This is a genomic window from Actinomadura kijaniata (genome assembly GCF_014138665.1).
GTDB classification, from domain to species: domain Bacteria; phylum Actinomycetota; class Actinomycetes; order Streptosporangiales; family Streptosporangiaceae; genus Spirillospora; species Spirillospora kijaniata.
Genome location: NZ_JACJIA010000001.1, coordinates 672,678 through 687,812, shown reverse-complemented (window position 1 = coordinate 687,812; position 15,135 = coordinate 672,678). Strand labels below are relative to the sequence as shown.

Genomic DNA, 15,135 nt, shown 5'->3' with positions numbered 1-15,135 from the left:
GTACTTGATGCTATGTTCGTCTGCACTCGTACAGGTTCGATAAAACTCGTACAGGAAGGACGGTCATGCCCCGCTCCCTCGCCCTCCCCCAGGCCCCGCCCCGCGCCGCCGCGCCGACCCGGTGGATCTGGTTCGCCGCCTGGCCGGTCACCGCCGTGTTCGTGCTGTCCAACGCCGCCACCCCGCTGTACGTGCTGTGGCAGCGCCAGCTCGGCTTCTCCCGGGGCACGCTCACGGTGATCTTCGCCTGCTACATCGCCGGGCTGCTCGGCTCGCTGCTGGTGTCCGGCGTGGCCGCCGACCGGCTCGGCCGCCGCCGGGTGCTGCTGCCCGCGCTCGGCCTGGCCCTGGCCGCCTGCGCCGTGTTCGCGACCGCCCCCTCGGTGCCCGCGCTGGTCGTGGCCCGGCTGTTCACCGGCGTGGCCGTCGGCGCGGTCGTGTCGGCCGGGATGGCGGCGGTCAGCGACGTGGCCGGGGCGCACCGCGCCCGGCTCGCCGCGCTGCTGGCCTCGTCGGCAATGGTCTTCGGCGCGGGGCTCGGGCCGCTGCTGGCGGGCGTGCTGTCGGAGACCCTGCCGGGCCCGACCGTGACCGTCTTCGCCGTCGAGGCCGTGCTGCTGGCCACCGCCGTCCTCGCCGTCCTGCGCATGCCCCTGCCCCGCCCGGCCGCGCCGCGCGCGGGGGCCTGGGTGCGCGTGCCCCGCGTCCCCCGCGACAGCCGGACGCGGCTCGCGCTGGGCCTGGCCGTCTTCGCGCCGGGCATCACCGCGACCTCGTTCGTGCTGTCGCTGGGCCCGTCGCTGCTGTCGGGCCTGCTGGGGACCACCAGCCGGACCGTCGCGGGCGCGCTGGCGTTCGCGATGTTCCTCACCGCCACGGCCGTCCAGTTCGCGGTGCAGCGGCTGGCCCGCCCCACCATCCTGGCCTGGGGCGCGGCGGGCACCGTCGCGAGCATGGCCGCCCTGGTGGCCGCCGTGCACGCCGCGTCCGTCCCGGCCCTGGTCGCCGCCGCGCTGCTGGCGGGCGCGGGCCAGGGCATGGGCCAGCTCGGCGGCCTGTCCCTGCTCAACGCCCATGTCCCGACCGAACGCCTCGCCGAGGCCAACGCGGCCTTCAACGTCGGCGGCTACCTGCCCGCCGGGATCCTCCCCGTCACCGCCGGTTACCTCAGCGACGCCACCGGCCTCGCCACCGGGGCCACGGTCTTCGGCGCGGTGCTGGCGTCCGTCGCGGCCGCCGGGGGCGTCGCGGTCCTCGCCGCCCGCCGCCGCACGGCCTGATCAGTCCACGCTCAGGGAGTCCAGCACGGTGTTGACGTCCGGCCACAGATGCTTGTGCGTGTCGGGGATGTCGATCCACAGGAACGAGGGCCGGGGGCGGCCGGTGTCGACCACGGCGACCACCGACAGGTCCATCGTGGCGCGCATGTTCTTCTTCGGCTTGAACCGGACCTCCCGGACGATCACCCAGCCCCTGCGGCCGCCGACCGTGATCGGCTGGGAGGCGACGTCCCGGCCACGGGCCTCGTCGAAGGCGATGCTCTGGCGGTAGTCCTGCACGGCCCAGGCCAGGGTGCGCAGCCGGTTCCGCCCCCTGGCCTCCAGCACGAGCTCCTCCTTGACGAACCCCGAGGCGATGACCGCCTCCCACCCGACCTCGCTCTCGAACCCCTGACGGCGGTGGTAGCCGCTGATCTGCGGATCGACCTCGCGGCTGCGGCCCCACTCGCCGCCCAGCGCCAGGTACGACAGGCGGGGGTCGCCGTCGCTCACCCGTCCCACGACCGGGGAGCCCTTCCCCTTGTACCGCCGGACCGGCACCTTCTTGGTCAGGCGGACCTCGCCCGGCAGGATCCCGTTGCCCTGGGGAGGGACGGTCGCCCCGGCGATCGGCTTGCTGTCGAACCTGGCGAGGCAGTTGACGGAAGCGCTGTCGCCGAAGTTCGAGGACTGCTCCACCACCCGGTCGCCGATCAGCACGGTGCAGGTGATCTTTCCGGCGCCGGCGTACCGGGACTTCTGGGCGCTCACCAGCAGATGGCCGCCCTCCGGGACCCGGACCGTCCGGCGCAGCGGGAGCCTGACGTTCTTGTCCGACTGCTCCACGCTGCCGTCGGAGGTGTTGAAGTCGACCTCGGCGGTGCGGCGGTCGCCGGTGACCACCAGGGTCATCATGACGGGCCCCTCCCTCCGCGGCGACTCGACCACGCTCCGGGGGCGCGGTTTCGAACCGCCCCCGCCGTCCAGCAGGCCGAACAGGAAGCCGAACACGATCGGCACGACCAGCACGAAGCCGAACAGGACCTGAAGGACCAGCAGGAGGCCGCCCACCGCCTGCAGCGCGGGCGGGAACCTGTCCAGCAGTCGCTGCATACCGGACGACCCGGTGTCGTTATGGGTGCTCACAGCCTGGTTCCTCACACCTGCTCAACGGCGGGTTCGGCGAGCGTCCGCCCGGCTTCCCGCGCCTTCTGGAGGCTGTCGCGCAGCGGCGCCAGCCCGGGCCGGTCGGCGGCGTCGTCGATCTCGGCGGCCGCCAGCTCGTCCCGTACGGCGCGGGCCAGTGACTCCCGCGTCTCCGCGTTGAGCTCCTCCAGCTCCCGCACCGTGCGCCACTCGCGGTACGCCTTGTCGGCGGCGCGGACCCGGGCGGCGTACTCCTCCAGCGCCCGCACCCGCTCGAGCACCTCCGCCGTCGCCTCCCGCGACGCCTTCCGCTGGGGTTCGCTCTCCCTCCGGCCCCGCCGACCGGGCGGCGCGGCGGCGTCCAGCTCCCGCGCGTTCCGGGTCAGCTCGGCCAGCGACCGCGCGATCTCCCACTCCCGCTGGGGCAAGGCGACCGCGTTGGCGGTGTCGTCGAGCAGCCCGGCGGCCTCCACGTCCGACTCCAGGACGGTGGTGACGGCGCTCTGCGCCCGCCACATCAGCCCGCCCGGCACCGCGCCGAACCACGGGCGCAGGTCCCCCTGGTCGAAGTCGGCCTCCAGGTAGTACCGGCCGTGGTGGAGGCGGCCCAGCTCGGCGCGCTCGTCCTTCCCGCCGTGGAGCATCATCAGCACCACCCAGGCGGCGATCTGGAGGACCGTTCCCGCCAGCACGAACTGCTTGAACCCGTCGCTCCACAGGACCACCGCGAGCGCGGCCTGGGCGACCGCCCCGACCGTCAGCCCCGGGAGTCCCCGCAGGTAGAACCCGGCCACGGCGGGCAGGAACCCGCACAGCGTCGCCACCGTCACGGCCCCCGGCATGTCGCCGCGCACCCGGTCGCCCCGGGACGACCCGGTCGGCGCCGGTGCGCTCGCGGGCGTCAGGCCCGTCCCGGACCTCAGCAGGAGCGCGCGTTCCTCCTGTGGCAGCGCCGGATCGACCACCGGCCGCAGCGCGTTTCCCATACCCCCGTCCCCCATCAAGATCCCCGGATTCTGGCAGAAAGCACCCCATTCCGGCCAGTACTCCCCGAGGCGAGGGGGCGCGGATTTGGAGGATCGTGCCGTCTTCCGAACGGCGTCACGACCCGCTTGCGGAGCTTCCTCCAGAGTTGCCCCGCTCACCTTGACCACCCCCTGAGCACGGGACGTACCGTCGCCTCACCTTGGAGTCGGCATCCTCCCCGTTCGGCGAACGGGGATTTCAGCTCACGCGAAGGAACGGAGGTGCGCGAGATGAGGTTCGCGGTGCGTCGGCCCGGCATCCCAGAGCCCTTCCCGCGCAGCCACGGCATGCCTTGCCGCGTTTCCCACGTTGAGCGCCGCGTTGACATCGGCGTTGCCGACGAACCCGCAGGGCCCGCAACGGAAGACGGCTTGGCTCTCGCGCGCCTTCCGGTCCAGGTTCCCGCACGCCGAACAACGCTGGCTGGTGTACGCGGCTTTGACCTTCACCACCCTGCCGGGGGCCTTCTGGTCGAGCCTGCGGACGAGTTGTCCCCAGCCGGAGGCCAGGATGCCCCGGTTGAGCGCGGCTTTCGCCGTGACCCCTCTACCGGGCGCGCTTCTGGTCCCCCTGGCCGAACGGGTCATGTTCGCGATCTTGAGATCCTCCACCGCGATCACATCGAAGCGCGTGGCCAGGGCGGTCGAGGTCTTCTCCACCCAGTCCTTACGGCGGTCGGCGGCACGCGCGTGGAGCCTCGCGAGGGCGGCCTTGGTCCCGGCTCGCCGTCGCGACCCGGGTCTCGCCCTCGCCAACCGGCGCCGCAGCAGTCGCAGCCGACGGGCCTCGGTCTCGCGGAGGCCCGGGACGCGCAGCAGCTCGCCGGTCGAGAGCGCGGCCGACACCACGACGCCGCGGTCCACGCCGACGACCGATCCCGTTCCCGGTCCCGCGAGCGGGGGTGGAGCCACGGCGAACGCCACGTGCCGGCGCCCGGCCCTGTCGCGCGTCACGCGGTAGGACTTCGCCCTGGGAACCGCACGCGACCATCGGAAGCGGACCCAGCCCACTTTGGGGATCCTCACCTGGCCGACGTTCCGGGAAATCCTCCGAACGTTTCCCGGCTTCATGGCCACGATGCGGAAACCCTCGTCTTTCCCGGCTCTACGCCATGTCGGACGCCGGTGCGTTCCCGCGAAGAAGTTCGCCATCGCCAGGGCGAAATCCTTGAGCGCCTGCTGCTGGACGATGACCGATCCCGTCGCCAGCCACGGTTCGGCCGCGCGTGCCGCGGTCAGCTGACGTCACTGCTCTCCGAAGTCAGGCGGGCGTTTCCTGCCCCGCCGCCATCCGGCCCACTGCTCAACGGCCAGATTCCACACGAATCTGGCGTGTCGGCAATGCTCCAGCAATGCGGCCTCCTGGATGGGGGTCGGCTGGAGCCGATAACGGGACACGTTCCCACGTTAATCATTTCATTCACCGCTTTCCGCGGAACGTGGAATTCGGCCGATCCCGCCGACAGCGTCACCACCACCCGCCCCGCCGGGCGCGTCGCAGAGAAAAGGTGAACTCTTGACCAGCCGACCGATCTTGACGACCGAGTCCGGTGCACCCGTCGCCGACAACCAGAACAGCGCGTCCGCCGGGCCCGGGGGGCCGCTTCTCATCCAGGACCAGCAGCTGATCGAGAAGCTGGCCCGGTTCAACCGCGAGCGCATCCCCGAACGCGTGGTGCACGCGCGCGGCGCCGGGGCCTACGGGTACCTGGAGGTGACCGACGACGTCACCTCCTACACCCACGCGGCGTTCCTGTCGGAGGTGGGCAAGCGGACCGAGGTCTTCCTGCGGTTCTCGACCGTCGCCGACAGCCTGGGCGGGGCCGACGCCGTGCGCGACCCGCGCGGCTTCGCGGTGAAGTTCTACACCGAGGAGGGCAACTACGACCTCGTCGGGAACAACACCCCGGTCTTCTTCATCAAGGACCCGCTGAAGTTCCCCGACTTCATCCACTCCCAGAAGCGGGACCCGTTCACCGGGGTCCAGGAGCCGGACAACGTCTGGGACTTCTGGTCGCACTCGCCGGAGGCGACGCACCAGGTCACGTGGCTGATGGGCGACCGGGGCATCCCCGCGTCCTACCGGCACATGGACGGGTTCGGGTCGCACACCTACCTGTGGGTGAACGCCGAGGGCCGCGCGCACTGGGTGAAGTACCACTTCAAGACCGACCAGGGCATCCGCTGCCTCACCAGCGAGGAGGCGCAGGAGCTGGCCGGCCGGGACGCCAACTCCCACCAGCAGGACCTGCACCGGGCCATCGAGCGCGGCATGTTCCCGTCGTGGACGATGTACGTGCAGCTCATGCCGGTGGAGGACGCGGCCGCCTACCGGTTCAACCCGTTCGACCTGACGAAGGTGTGGCCGCACGCCGACCACCCGCGCGTGCGGGTCGGCCGGCTCGTCCTGAACCGCAACCCGGAGAACATCTTCGCCGAGGTCGAGCAGGCGGCGTTCTCGCCGAACAACTTCGTCCCCGGCATCGGCCCCTCGCCGGACAAGATGCTCCAGGGCCGCCTGTTCGCGTACGGCGACGCGCACCGCTACCGGCTGGGCGTCAACCACACCCAGCTCCCGGTGAACGCCCCGCACGCCGCCGCGGACAACTACGGCCGGGACGGCGCGATGCGGTTCGACGGCAACCGGGGCCGCGCCAAGAACTACGAGCCCAACAGCTTCGGCGGCCCCGCCGAGACCGGCCGGCCCCTCGCCACGGGCTACGAGGTCGCCGGCCTGGTCGGCACCCACGAGCCGGTGGCGCACCGCGAGGACGACGACTTCGTCCAGGCGGGCAACCTGTACCGGCTGATGGACCCGGCCGCGCAGGCCCGGCTGGTCGCCAACATCGCGGGCGGCCTGGCGAAGGTCTCCGACGACGCGATCGTGGAACGCGCGATCGGCCACTTCCACGCCGCCGACCCGGCCTACGGCCACCAGGTCGAGACCGCGGTGAAGGAGCTGCGCGGCTAGCGAGGACCCGGGGCGGTCCCGGCCCTGTCCCCGGCCCGGCCGCCCCGCTCCACTCCGCGCGCCGTACGTACCACGACAGCCACGACGGGACGCGCGGAACCCGGCCGGTGTCGTCCCCTTCACCGGCCCGGCGGCGGCCCCCCCCCCCTTCCATCCGGGGGTGGGGCCGCCGCCGCGTTCCCGATCCGTTTTCCCCCAGCCGGGAGGCTGATGACGTGCAGTTCCGCAGGGTCGTCGCGTTGACGGGGCCGTTCCTGCCGCTGGTGTCGTTCCTGGCCCGGCTGCCCGCGGCGATGGGCCCGATCGGGTCGCTGCTGCTGGTGAACGCGCACAGCGGCATCGCCACGGCCGGGCTGGTGTCGGGCGCGCTGGCGCTGGGCCAGGCGGGCGGCGGCCCGGTGATCGGCCGGCTGGCCGACCGGCGGGGGCAGCGGCGCGTCGTGCTGGCGGCGTCGGCCGTCAACGGGACGGCCCTCACCGCGCTGGTCCTGGCGGTCCAGGGCGGCTGGCCGCCGCTCGCGCAGGCGGCGCTGGCGCTGGCGGCGGGACTGTCGGTGCCGCAGATCGGGCCGTTGACGCGCAGCCGCCTGGTGCCGCTGGCCCAGGGCGACCCGAAGCTGACGGGGGCGGCGCTGTCGTTCGACGGCACGGTGGACGAGACGAGCTTCGTGACGGGCCCGGCGCTGGTGGGGCTGCTGGCGGTGCTCGACCCGGCGGCGGCGCTGCTGGTGGCGGCGGCGCTGGTCGTGGTGTTCGGGACGGCGTTCGCCCTGCACCCCACGGCCCCGCGCCCGGTCCGCGCCGCCGCGCCGGGGCCGAGGCCGCGCCTGGTCTCGGTCGCGCTGGCGCTGCTGTTCGCGGGGATGGCGTTGCAGGGGCTGGTCTTCGGCGCGATCCAGACGGGCGTGACCGAGCTGACCGAGAAGCTGGGCGCGCCGGAGGCGGCGGGGCTGGTCTACGGGCTGATGGGCGTCCCGTCGGCGCTGGTCGGGCTGCTGATGACCGCGCTGCCGCCCCGCCTGGACATCCGCGCGCAGCTCCGCCTGGCCACGGCCGTGCAGTTCGCGCTGGCGCTGGCGCTGCTCGCGGTGGCGGGCCTGACGTCCCTGGCGGTGACGGTCGCGGCCCTGGGCCTGACCGTCGCCCCGACCATCATCGCCATGTTCGCGCTGGTGGAGCGCACCGCGCCGGCGGCCCGGCTGGGCGAGGCGATGACGGTGCTGGGCAGCGCGATCATCCTGGGGACCTCCGGCGGGGCGATGCTGGCGGGCCGGCTGGCCGGGACGGCGGGCCACCGCGCGGCGTTCGCCACGGCGGTCGCCTGCGCCGGGGCCGCGGCGGCGCTGGCGCTGCTCACCGCGACCCGCGGCCGGTACCGCGCGCCCGCCCCGGCCGCCGCTGAGAAGATCGTCGTGTGACCGGCTTCCCCGGGGGCTGGAACAGCGCGGCCGTGCTCGTGGACGGCCGGGTCGAGCGCACCGCGCGCCGTCCCGACGTCGAGCCCCGGCTGCGGGCCGAGGCGCGGGCCGAGACCTACGGGGTGAGCCCCGGGCCGCGCGAACGCGGCCTGGTGCGGCACCGGCTCGGCCCGTGGTACGAGGTCACGCACGGGCCGGCCACCGGTGACGGCGCGATGCGCGGCGAGGGGCCGGCGGGCGTCCTGGAGCGGCTCACCGCCGCAGCCGGATGAGCTGGACCGCCAGCGTCAGCACCGCGAACACCAGGATCGCCACGACCCCGGCGCGCAGCTCCTCCAGCCGCGTCCCGGGCACGATCACCGCCGTCACCACCGCCAGCCCGAACGCCCCGCCGACCTGCAACGAGCTGGTCAGCAGCCCGGACGCCAGCCCCTGCTCCCCGTCCGCGATCCCGCTGGTCCCGGCGACCATCAGCGCCGAGATGCTGAGCGCGAAGCCCACCCCCCACAGCAGCGACGCGGGCACCAGCACCGTCCACAGGTCCGGCTCGGGCCCCATCCGCAGCATCAGCAGGTAGCTCGGGACGAACGCCACCAGCCCCGCCAGCAGCACCCGCGTGACGCCGAACCGGTCCATCAGCGTCCCCATCACCGGCCCGACCACGACCACCATCAGCCCGGCGGGCAGCAGCACCAGCGCCATCTGCAGCGGCGTCCACCCGTGGAGGTTCTGCAGGTACAGCGCCAGCAGGAACTGGAAGCCCATCGCGCCCCCGTACAGCAGCGCGGCGCTGAGGTTGGCGGTGACCAGGCCGCGGTCGCGCAGGACGCCCAGCCGGATCAGCGGGTGCCGCACGGTGCGTTCGATCACCGTGAACGCCGCGAGCAGCGCCGCCGTCGCCGCGAACCCGCCGACCGTCCGCGCCGAGGCCCATCCGGCGTCGGCCGCCGAGCTCACCGTGAAGACCAGCAGCAGCATCCCGGCGACGAGGGTGACCGCGCCGCCGACGTCGAGCCGCACGCGTCCGGCGCGCGGCGGGTCCGGCGGCAGCACCAGCAGCGCGCCGACCACCACCAGCACGGCGACCGGGATCGGCATCACGAACGTGGCCCGCCAGTCCAGCGCCGCCAGCAGCCCGCCGACCAGCAGCCCGCCCGAGTAGCCGGACGCCTCGAACACGTTGAAGATCCCGAACGCCCGGTTGCGCTGCGGGCCCTCGGGGAAGGTCGTGGTCAGCAGCGCCATGGCGGCCGGGGCGGTGAACGCCGCCGCCATGCCCTTGACGAACCGCGAGGCGATCAGCAGCCCCGGGTCGTCGACGACCACGCCCAGCAGCGACAGCGCCGCGAACACGCTCATCGCGGTCACCAGCACCCGCCGCCGCCCGAACAGGTCGGCGAACCGCCCGCCCAGCAGCAGGAAGCCGCCGAACGCCAGGATGTAGGCGCCCATCAGCCACTGCGCGGTGGCCGCGCCGATCCCGAGATCGCGCTGGATCTCCGGGAGCGACACGGCGATCATCGAGTTCTCCAGCCCGTCCAGCATGATCACGCCGCTGGACACCAGCAGCGCGATCCACAGCCGGGCGGGCCAGCGCACGCGCTCCCGCCGTTCCGGAACGGCGTCGACAGCAGTACTCATCGGGGGAACCTCCGTCGCGAGCGGCCCCCCTCCGGGGCCGTGGTCGAGGCTTCCGCGCCGCCGGAGGGGCTGCCAGACCTCCGTTCCGCGGTCGAACGGCGTTCCTAGTACCAGCAGGGTCAGGATGATCCGCACCGGTGCCGGGTCCGATCGCCGACAATGGCGTCATGGGTGACCAACGGGTGGTGGAGACGGCGGAGGCCGTCGGCCGGGCGATCGATCCGCGCGCCGAGCTGGGCGAGTTCCTGCGCAGCCGCCGGGCGCGGCTGCGGCCGGCGGACGTCGGGCTGCCCGACTCGGGGCGGTACCGGCGGGTGCCGGGGCTGCGCCGGGAGGAGCTGGCGCAGCTCGCCGGGGTGTCGGTGGCGTACCTGACGCGGCTGGAGCAGGGCCGCAGCCCGAACGTGTCGGACGAGGTCCTCGACGCCATCGCCCGCGCCCTGCGGCTGACCGGCGCCGAGCGCGCGCACCTGGAGCACCTGGCCCGCCGCCAGCACCGCCCCCGTCCCGCGCCGCCGCCCCGCCAGCAGGTGCGGCCCGCGCTGCGCGGGCTGCTGGCGTCGCTGGACGGGACGGTGCCCGCCTACGTGGCGGGGCGGCGTTCGGACATCCTGGCCTGGAACCCCCTGGTCTCGGCGGTGTTCGGCGACTGGGACCGGATGCCTCCCGAGGAGCGCAACTGCGCCCGGCTGATCTTCCTGAACCCCGACTACCGGGCGCTGTTCGTGGACTGGGAGGCGCAGGCGGCCGAGATCGTGGCGGCACTGCGGCTGGACGCGGGCCGCCATCCCGACGACCCCCGGCTGGTGCGGCTGGTGGGCGAGCTGTCGGTGAAGAGCGCCGACTTCCGCCGACTGTGGGCCCGGCACGACGTCAAGGAGAACGCCCACGGCCTCAAGCACCTGCGCCACCCGCTGGTCGGCGAGCTGAGGCTGTCGCTGGAGACGCTGCGGCTGCCCGCCGACCCCGACCAGGCGTTGATCCTCTACCACGCCGAACCGGGCTCGCCCACCGCCGAGAACCTGCGGCTGCTGGCCAGCTGGGGCCCGGACGCGACGTCCGCCCCGCGCGCCTAGGTCCTGTCTCAAAGCGGGTCTCGGCCACGCACGCGAGCGCGTGACCTGACCTGCGGGCGCGAAGCCGGAGGCGAGGGCCCGCAGGTCAGATCGCGAAGCGATGCCGCGCTCGCCGAGACCTGGTGAGGTGCGAGCCCCCGGGGCGAGCGCCGTAGGCCAGGGCTTTGAAACACAGCCCGGGGCGGGGCGGCCGTTGGGTCCGGGGGCATGCCCGTGGAAGGCGTGTCGGGAGGGGTTCGGTCACTTGTCGATCCAGCCGTACGCGACCGCCTGCTCGCGCATGAAGTCCTCGACCGTGGGCAGCGTCAGGGCCATCACCGCGAAGAGAGCGGCGAGGATCTCGGCCGGAACGGCCCAGGCGCGCGGACGAGCCGCCGCCGACGGGCCCGGCCGCTCCGGTCCGGTGCCGGCGGGGCGGTCGCGGCGAAGCCGGCGGTCGGCCGGCCGCAACGCCCACGACGCGACGGCGAGCGTCGTGAACATCAGCGGCGGCCCCCAGTTCACGGGACCGTCGCCGACCGACAGATGCGACAGCACGGCACCCGACCACATGAGAACGACCCCCGCGTACGCCCACTCCTTGATCAGTGGGAGCCCGGGGGCGATGATCGCCGCCGCCGCCGCGGCGTGCCAGAAGCCCAGGATGCCGGCGAAGTAGTCCGGGTATCCCAGGTGGCGCAGCTGGATCTCCACCCACTCGATCGGCTTGAGGTTCCATATCGTTCCGGCGACCAGTTCGGCGACGATCACGAGCGTGGTCGCCCAGAATGCGATGGTGCGGATCCGGTTCCAGGTCTGGGTCTGCATCTCGACCTCCTGCTGATCCGACAACCGGCCCCCGCGAACTGTGAGGCGGCGCGCCGAACTCACAGTTCGCCGCGCTGTCCTGTCGAACTGGTGAGGACGGACCCGACCGAGGAGCGAACGACACGATGACCAGGCCGGCGATCATGAGCGAGCAGCGTCATCTGATCAACCTCGCCTACCGGCTCCTGGGCTCCCTGGCCGACGCCGAGGACGTCGTCCAGGAGGCCTACGCCCGCTGGTACGCCATGCCCGCGCCGCAGCGCGACGCCATCGCGGCGCCCGGCGCCTGGCTGAGCACGGTCACCAGCCGCCTGTGCCTCAACCAGCTCACCTCGGCCCGGGCCCGCCGGGAGACCTACGTGGGCGAGTGGATCCCCGAGCCCCTGCCCGACCAGTCCGAGTGGCCCGCCGACACCGCCGACCCGTCCGACCGGATCACGCGCATCTGGGCGGTGCGCAACCCCGACAAGCTCCGGCTGTGGACGAGCTAGCCGAGCATCCCGCGCAGGAACTCGGCGACCGCCGGCCGCAGTTCCTCCGGCGTCGGGTCGTCCCCGGCCCCCGCCAGCGCGTCGAACATCACCCCCTCGGCGAAGGCGACCAGCATCCGCCCGTGCCGCACCGGGTCGGGTGACCCGGCCCCGGCGACCAGCACCACGGCCGCCCGCCGGAACGCCGCCCCGCTCGCGTCGTAGACGGCGCGCAGCTCGGGCCGCCGGTTGGCCTCCAGCGCCAGCTCGTACCGGGCGAGCGTGCGCCGCCGGCCCTCGGTGAGCTGGAGGCGCAGCAGCCCCGCCACCGTCTCGACGACCGTCTCCCGGTCCCCGCCGGCCGGCAGGTCCGCGGCGGCGAACCGGCGCTGCTCCAGCTCGGTGAGGCGGGTCATGACCAGTTCCAGCAGGGCGGCGCGGGTGCGGGCGAGGTTGGAGGTGGACCCGGCGGGCAGCCCGGCGGCCTCGTCGACCGCGCGGTGGGTGAGGCCGCGCAGCCCCCGTTCGACGATCAGCGTGATGGCGGTCTCGGCGACCAGTTCGGAGCGCGATGGGGAAGTCACCCTTGCAGACTACACCTGTAGTGAAGTAGAACTACAGGTGTAGTCTCCGAAAGGACGGAACGATGCCTCACGCGATCGTGGTCGGCGGCGGGGTGGGCGGGCTCACCGTGACGGCGGCCCTGCACCGCAAGGGCTGGACGGTCACCCTGTACGAACGCGCCGCCTCCCTCGAACCGGTCGGCTCCGGCCTGGCGCTCGGCCCGAACGCCCTGCGCGCCCTCGACACGATCGACGCGGGCGACGCCATGCGGAAACTGGCGGCGTTCCAGGGCGAGGGCGGGCTGCGTTCGTGGAAGGGCGGCTGGCTGAACCGCACGACGGCGGAGACGGCGGCGGCGCGGTACGGGGACCCGACGGTGGTGTCGCTGCGCAGCGCGCTGGTCGACGTCCTGCTCGACCGCGTCCCACCGGACTCCCTGCGCCTGGGCGCCGAGGTGGAGTCGGTGGACCCGGAGACCGGCGAGGTGGTGACGGCCGGCGGCGCCGAACGCGCCGACCTGGTCGTCGCCGCCGACGGAATCAACTCCCGTATCCGCGCCGCCCTGTTCCCCGGCCATCCGGCCCCGCGTTCGGTGGGCCTGACCGCCTGGCGCTTCCTGACCCCCGCGGTCCCCGACCCGCGCCCCACCGAGACCTGGGGCAGGGGCCGCGTCTTCGGCGTGATGCCGATCGCGGACGGGGAGATCTACTGCTACGCGACGGCCCCGGCCGTCCCCGGCACGACGGTCCCCGACGAGAAGGCCGAGCTGGACCGCCTGTTCGGCGACTGGCACGACCCGATCCCGGCCCTCGTCGCGAACGCCGACCCGGCCCGCGTCCTGCGCAACGACATCCACGACATGGCCGAACCGCTCCCTTCCTACCACCGCGGCCGCGTCGCGCTGCTGGGCGACGCGGCGCACCCGATGACGCCGAACCTGGGGCAGGGGGCGTGCCAGGCGATCGAGGACGCGGTCGTCCTGGCCCACGAGGTGACCGACGGCGGCGGCCTGCCCGCCTACACCGCGGCCCGCCTGCCGCGCACCACCGGGATCGTGCGCCGTTCCCACAACCTGGCCAGGCTGAGCGGCCTGTCGGCACCGCCGCTGGCCGCGCTGCGCGACACGGCCATCCGCGCCGCGAACCTCCTGGGCCCCGGCGCGCTGCTGAAGCAGGCGGACTCCCTCTTCATGTGGCAGCCTCCTCGGGCATGAGGCGCTACGTCTTCCTGGACGCGGACGGAACGATCGAAGAGGACGGCTGGTTCGGGGCGGTGATCGAGGCCCCGACCGGCGTCGTCTACGTCCAGCAGTACGGCGGAACGGCCTGCCTCCAAGGCCGGGCGGAGGGCTACTACGTTCCGTTGGGAGCCTGGGATCCGGCGACGGGCCGCGACGCCCTGCGCGAGCTACGCGAGATCTTCGAACGCGACCTGAAAGGCACCGGCCTCCCCGGAGCACCCGCCGGGGACCTGCTGACCCGTATCGAATCCGCCGTGGAGGCCACGGTCTTCTGGCCGTCCACCCCAGCCGCGAACGCCGACAGCACCCGCGCCCACCTGCGCCTGGACGGGTCCCGCCTCGCGGACCTGGACGAGGCGTGGATCCCGATCGTCACCCCGGACGGCCCGGGCGTACTGCTGTGGTGCAACTCGGACTGAAATTCCGTTGCGGCCACCTCAGGTGATCTTGAACAGTGCCCGCATGACCTATCCCGACCCGACCCGGGCGAAGCACATCCTGATCGAGCGCTCCACCGCCCCCGCCCCCGCTCCCCCGGACGCCCTGACCTACACCCACCTCGTCGGCGAACGGGACGGCACCGTCCTCCACTACTCGCAGTGGCCGGACGGGGAGTCCGCCGCCGCGTTCGCCAGGGCCCGCCCGGAGGCGCGACCGTTCACCCTCTACCGGAGCTCACAGACCCCCGGCGCCACGGATCCGACCGGCTGCGCCGTCCTGGCCCGCGCGGTCTTCGACTCCCCCGACCCCGACCGCCAGCGCGCCTGGGTGGACGCCCTCCTGTCCCTGGAGACCGACGACCCCATGCCCGGCCTGCTGGCGGCCCACTTCCACCTGAGCGAGGACGGCACGGAGATCATCAACTACGCCGCCTGGACCTCCCGCGAAGCCCACCGGGCGGTCATGGAGGCCCCCTCCCCCGACGACGACCCCCTGGCCGCCGAATGGGAACGCCTCTACACCTGGCCAGGCCTGATCCACGCCGAGGCCCAGCGCTTTCAGCCGTTGTGAGGCGTGCCGGCGGTCAGCCAGCGGCGGACGCCGGCCATGGCCGAGCCGCCGCTGTCGGCGTCGATGGCGGTCGCCAGGTCGGCGATCGAGATCTGGGCCAGTGCCCGCGCCCAGGCGTCCTGGGCGGCCGCCATGGCCCGGGCGATCGCGCAGGGGCGGGTGCACTCCTCGGCGGGAACGCCCAGCGGTCCCTGCTGCCGGATCTCCGTGCACCGGTAGGCGGGCTCGGTGCCGTCGATGGCCCGCACCACCTCCAGCGCGGTGATCGCGGACGCGGGCCGGGTGAGGGTGTAGCCGCCGACCTGGCCCGGCGTGGAACGCACGATGCCCGCGCGGGAGAGCGCCTGCAACTGCTTGGCCATGTAGGCGGGCGGCGTGCCGTGCAGTTCGGCGAGCCGCGCCGCGGGCACCGGGGAGTCGCTCTGGCTGAGGGTGACGCAGCCGTGCAGCGCCCACTCCACCCCGTTCGACAGCTTCATGGCCCCAGCCTACCGAACTCGGATAGCG

At 73.6% G+C, this 15,135-nt stretch carries 17 protein-coding genes; 9 read left to right on the top strand and 8 right to left on the bottom strand.

Annotated elements, in window-relative coordinates:
* Window positions 1-65: 65 nt before the first annotated feature.
* Window positions 66-1,280: an MFS transporter gene (locus HNR61_RS03245; RefSeq protein ID WP_182841570.1), complete on the top strand. Its 1,215-nt coding sequence runs from the start codon at window positions 66-68 to the stop codon at window positions 1,278-1,280.
* On the opposite strand, the gene HNR61_RS03240 is transcribed toward HNR61_RS03245, so the two are convergent.
* From HNR61_RS03240 to HNR61_RS50395, 4 genes are all read right to left on the bottom strand, one after another.
* Complete coding sequence (locus HNR61_RS03240) at window positions 1,281-2,405, bottom strand: hypothetical protein (RefSeq protein WP_182841569.1); 1,125 nt, start codon at window positions 2,403-2,405, stop codon at window positions 1,281-1,283.
* A gap of 11 nt (window positions 2,406-2,416) precedes the next feature.
* The gene (locus HNR61_RS03235) at window positions 2,417-3,391 is read right to left on the bottom strand and encodes a hypothetical protein (protein ID WP_182841568.1); all 975 of its coding nucleotides are present in this window, start codon (window positions 3,389-3,391) and stop codon (window positions 2,417-2,419) included.
* A gap of 243 nt (window positions 3,392-3,634) precedes the next feature.
* A complete protein-coding gene (locus tag HNR61_RS03230; RefSeq protein WP_312897797.1) occupies window positions 3,635-4,669 on the bottom strand; it encodes an RNA-guided endonuclease InsQ/TnpB family protein in 1,035 nt (344 codons plus the stop codon).
* A 6-nt stretch (window positions 4,670-4,675) separates the two neighbouring features.
* Window positions 4,676-4,828 carry a helix-turn-helix domain-containing protein gene (locus HNR61_RS50395; protein WP_220508872.1) on the bottom strand — a complete coding sequence of 51 codons (153 nt, stop codon included), beginning with the start codon at window positions 4,826-4,828 and terminating at the stop codon, window positions 4,676-4,678.
* A 118-nt stretch (window positions 4,829-4,946) separates the two neighbouring features.
* Between HNR61_RS50395 and HNR61_RS03225 the strand changes: the two genes are divergently transcribed.
* The 3 genes from HNR61_RS03225 to HNR61_RS03215 all read left to right on the top strand — a co-directional run bounded on the left by HNR61_RS03225 (window position 4,947) and on the right by HNR61_RS03215 (window position 8,091).
* Window positions 4,947-6,401, top strand: a complete 1,455-nt coding sequence (locus tag HNR61_RS03225; protein ID WP_182841567.1) for a catalase — start codon at window positions 4,947-4,949, stop codon at window positions 6,399-6,401.
* Window positions 6,402-6,616: 215 nt separating this feature from the next.
* Window positions 6,617-7,819, top strand: coding sequence for an MFS transporter (locus HNR61_RS03220; RefSeq protein WP_182841566.1), 1,203 nt, complete (start codon window positions 6,617-6,619; stop codon window positions 7,817-7,819).
* Complete coding sequence (locus HNR61_RS03215; protein ID WP_182841565.1) at window positions 7,816-8,091, top strand: hypothetical protein; 276 nt, start codon at window positions 7,816-7,818, stop codon at window positions 8,089-8,091. The genes HNR61_RS03220 and HNR61_RS03215 overlap by 4 nt, the downstream gene beginning before the upstream one ends.
* Here the strand turns inward: HNR61_RS03215 and HNR61_RS03210 are convergent.
* Window positions 8,072-9,460: an MFS transporter gene (locus HNR61_RS03210; protein ID WP_182841564.1), complete on the bottom strand. Its 1,389-nt coding sequence runs from the start codon at window positions 9,458-9,460 to the stop codon at window positions 8,072-8,074. The two genes, HNR61_RS03215 and HNR61_RS03210, sit on opposite strands and share 20 nt — an antisense overlap.
* 167 nt (window positions 9,461-9,627) lie before the next feature.
* On the opposite strand from HNR61_RS03210, the gene HNR61_RS03205 reads away from it, so the two are divergent.
* The gene (locus HNR61_RS03205) at window positions 9,628-10,536 is read left to right on the top strand and encodes a helix-turn-helix transcriptional regulator (RefSeq protein ID WP_182841563.1); all 909 of its coding nucleotides are present in this window, start codon (window positions 9,628-9,630) and stop codon (window positions 10,534-10,536) included.
* Window positions 10,537-10,776: 240 nt separating this feature from the next.
* Here HNR61_RS03205 and HNR61_RS03200 read toward each other — a convergent pair whose 3' ends face one another.
* Complete coding sequence (locus HNR61_RS03200; RefSeq protein ID WP_182841562.1) at window positions 10,777-11,343, bottom strand: DoxX family protein; 567 nt, start codon at window positions 11,341-11,343, stop codon at window positions 10,777-10,779.
* Window positions 11,344-11,468: 125 nt separating this feature from the next.
* Between HNR61_RS03200 and HNR61_RS03195 the strand changes: the two genes are divergently transcribed.
* Window positions 11,469-11,834 (top strand): sigma factor, encoded by a 366-nt coding sequence (locus HNR61_RS03195; protein ID WP_182841561.1) that lies wholly within the window; start codon window positions 11,469-11,471, stop codon window positions 11,832-11,834.
* Here the strand turns inward: HNR61_RS03195 and HNR61_RS03190 are convergent.
* Window positions 11,831-12,397 (bottom strand): TetR/AcrR family transcriptional regulator, encoded by a 567-nt coding sequence (locus HNR61_RS03190; RefSeq protein ID WP_182841560.1) that lies wholly within the window; start codon window positions 12,395-12,397, stop codon window positions 11,831-11,833. The two genes, HNR61_RS03195 and HNR61_RS03190, sit on opposite strands and share 4 nt — an antisense overlap.
* Before the next feature lie 62 nt (window positions 12,398-12,459).
* Here HNR61_RS03190 and HNR61_RS03185 point away from each other — a divergent pair, with 62 nt between their 5' ends.
* From HNR61_RS03185 to HNR61_RS03175, 3 genes are read left to right on the top strand one after another with little or no spacing between them, the layout of a single operon-like run.
* A complete protein-coding gene (locus HNR61_RS03185; RefSeq protein ID WP_182841559.1) occupies window positions 12,460-13,590 on the top strand; it encodes an FAD-dependent monooxygenase in 1,131 nt (376 codons plus the stop codon).
* Window positions 13,587-14,036 (top strand): DUF6210 family protein, encoded by a 450-nt coding sequence (locus tag HNR61_RS03180; RefSeq protein WP_182841558.1) that lies wholly within the window; start codon window positions 13,587-13,589, stop codon window positions 14,034-14,036. Before HNR61_RS03185 ends, HNR61_RS03180 begins: the two co-directional genes overlap by 4 nt.
* Before the next feature lie 43 nt (window positions 14,037-14,079).
* Window positions 14,080-14,628 (top strand): antibiotic biosynthesis monooxygenase, encoded by a 549-nt coding sequence (locus HNR61_RS03175; protein WP_182841557.1) that lies wholly within the window; start codon window positions 14,080-14,082, stop codon window positions 14,626-14,628.
* On the opposite strand, the gene HNR61_RS03170 is transcribed toward HNR61_RS03175, so the two are convergent.
* A complete protein-coding gene (locus HNR61_RS03170; protein ID WP_182841556.1) occupies window positions 14,616-15,107 on the bottom strand; it encodes an RrF2 family transcriptional regulator in 492 nt (163 codons plus the stop codon). The two genes, HNR61_RS03175 and HNR61_RS03170, sit on opposite strands and share 13 nt — an antisense overlap.
* Window positions 15,108-15,135: the final 28 nt, after the last annotated feature.

Coding starts and splice junctions, on each gene's coding strand:
- HNR61_RS03235 (WP_182841568.1), bottom strand. CDS start 3,391: ATGGGAAACGCGCTGCGGCCGGTGGTCGATCCGGCGCTGCCACAGGAG.
- HNR61_RS03200 (WP_182841562.1), bottom strand. CDS start 11,343: ATGCAGACCCAGACCTGGAACCGGATCCGCACCATCGCATTCTGGGCG.
- HNR61_RS03180 (WP_182841558.1), top strand. CDS start 13,587: ATGAGGCGCTACGTCTTCCTGGACGCGGACGGAACGATCGAAGAGGAC.
- HNR61_RS03185 (WP_182841559.1), top strand. CDS start 12,460: ATGCCTCACGCGATCGTGGTCGGCGGCGGGGTGGGCGGGCTCACCGTG.
- HNR61_RS03195 (WP_182841561.1), top strand. CDS start 11,469: ATGACCAGGCCGGCGATCATGAGCGAGCAGCGTCATCTGATCAACCTC.
- HNR61_RS03210 (WP_182841564.1), bottom strand. CDS start 9,460: ATGAGTACTGCTGTCGACGCCGTTCCGGAACGGCGGGAGCGCGTGCGC.
- HNR61_RS03245 (WP_182841570.1), top strand. CDS start 66: ATGCCCCGCTCCCTCGCCCTCCCCCAGGCCCCGCCCCGCGCCGCCGCG.
- HNR61_RS03175 (WP_182841557.1), top strand. CDS start 14,080: ATGACCTATCCCGACCCGACCCGGGCGAAGCACATCCTGATCGAGCGC.
- HNR61_RS03170 (WP_182841556.1), bottom strand. CDS start 15,107: ATGAAGCTGTCGAACGGGGTGGAGTGGGCGCTGCACGGCTGCGTCACC.
- HNR61_RS03205 (WP_182841563.1), top strand. CDS start 9,628: ATGGGTGACCAACGGGTGGTGGAGACGGCGGAGGCCGTCGGCCGGGCG.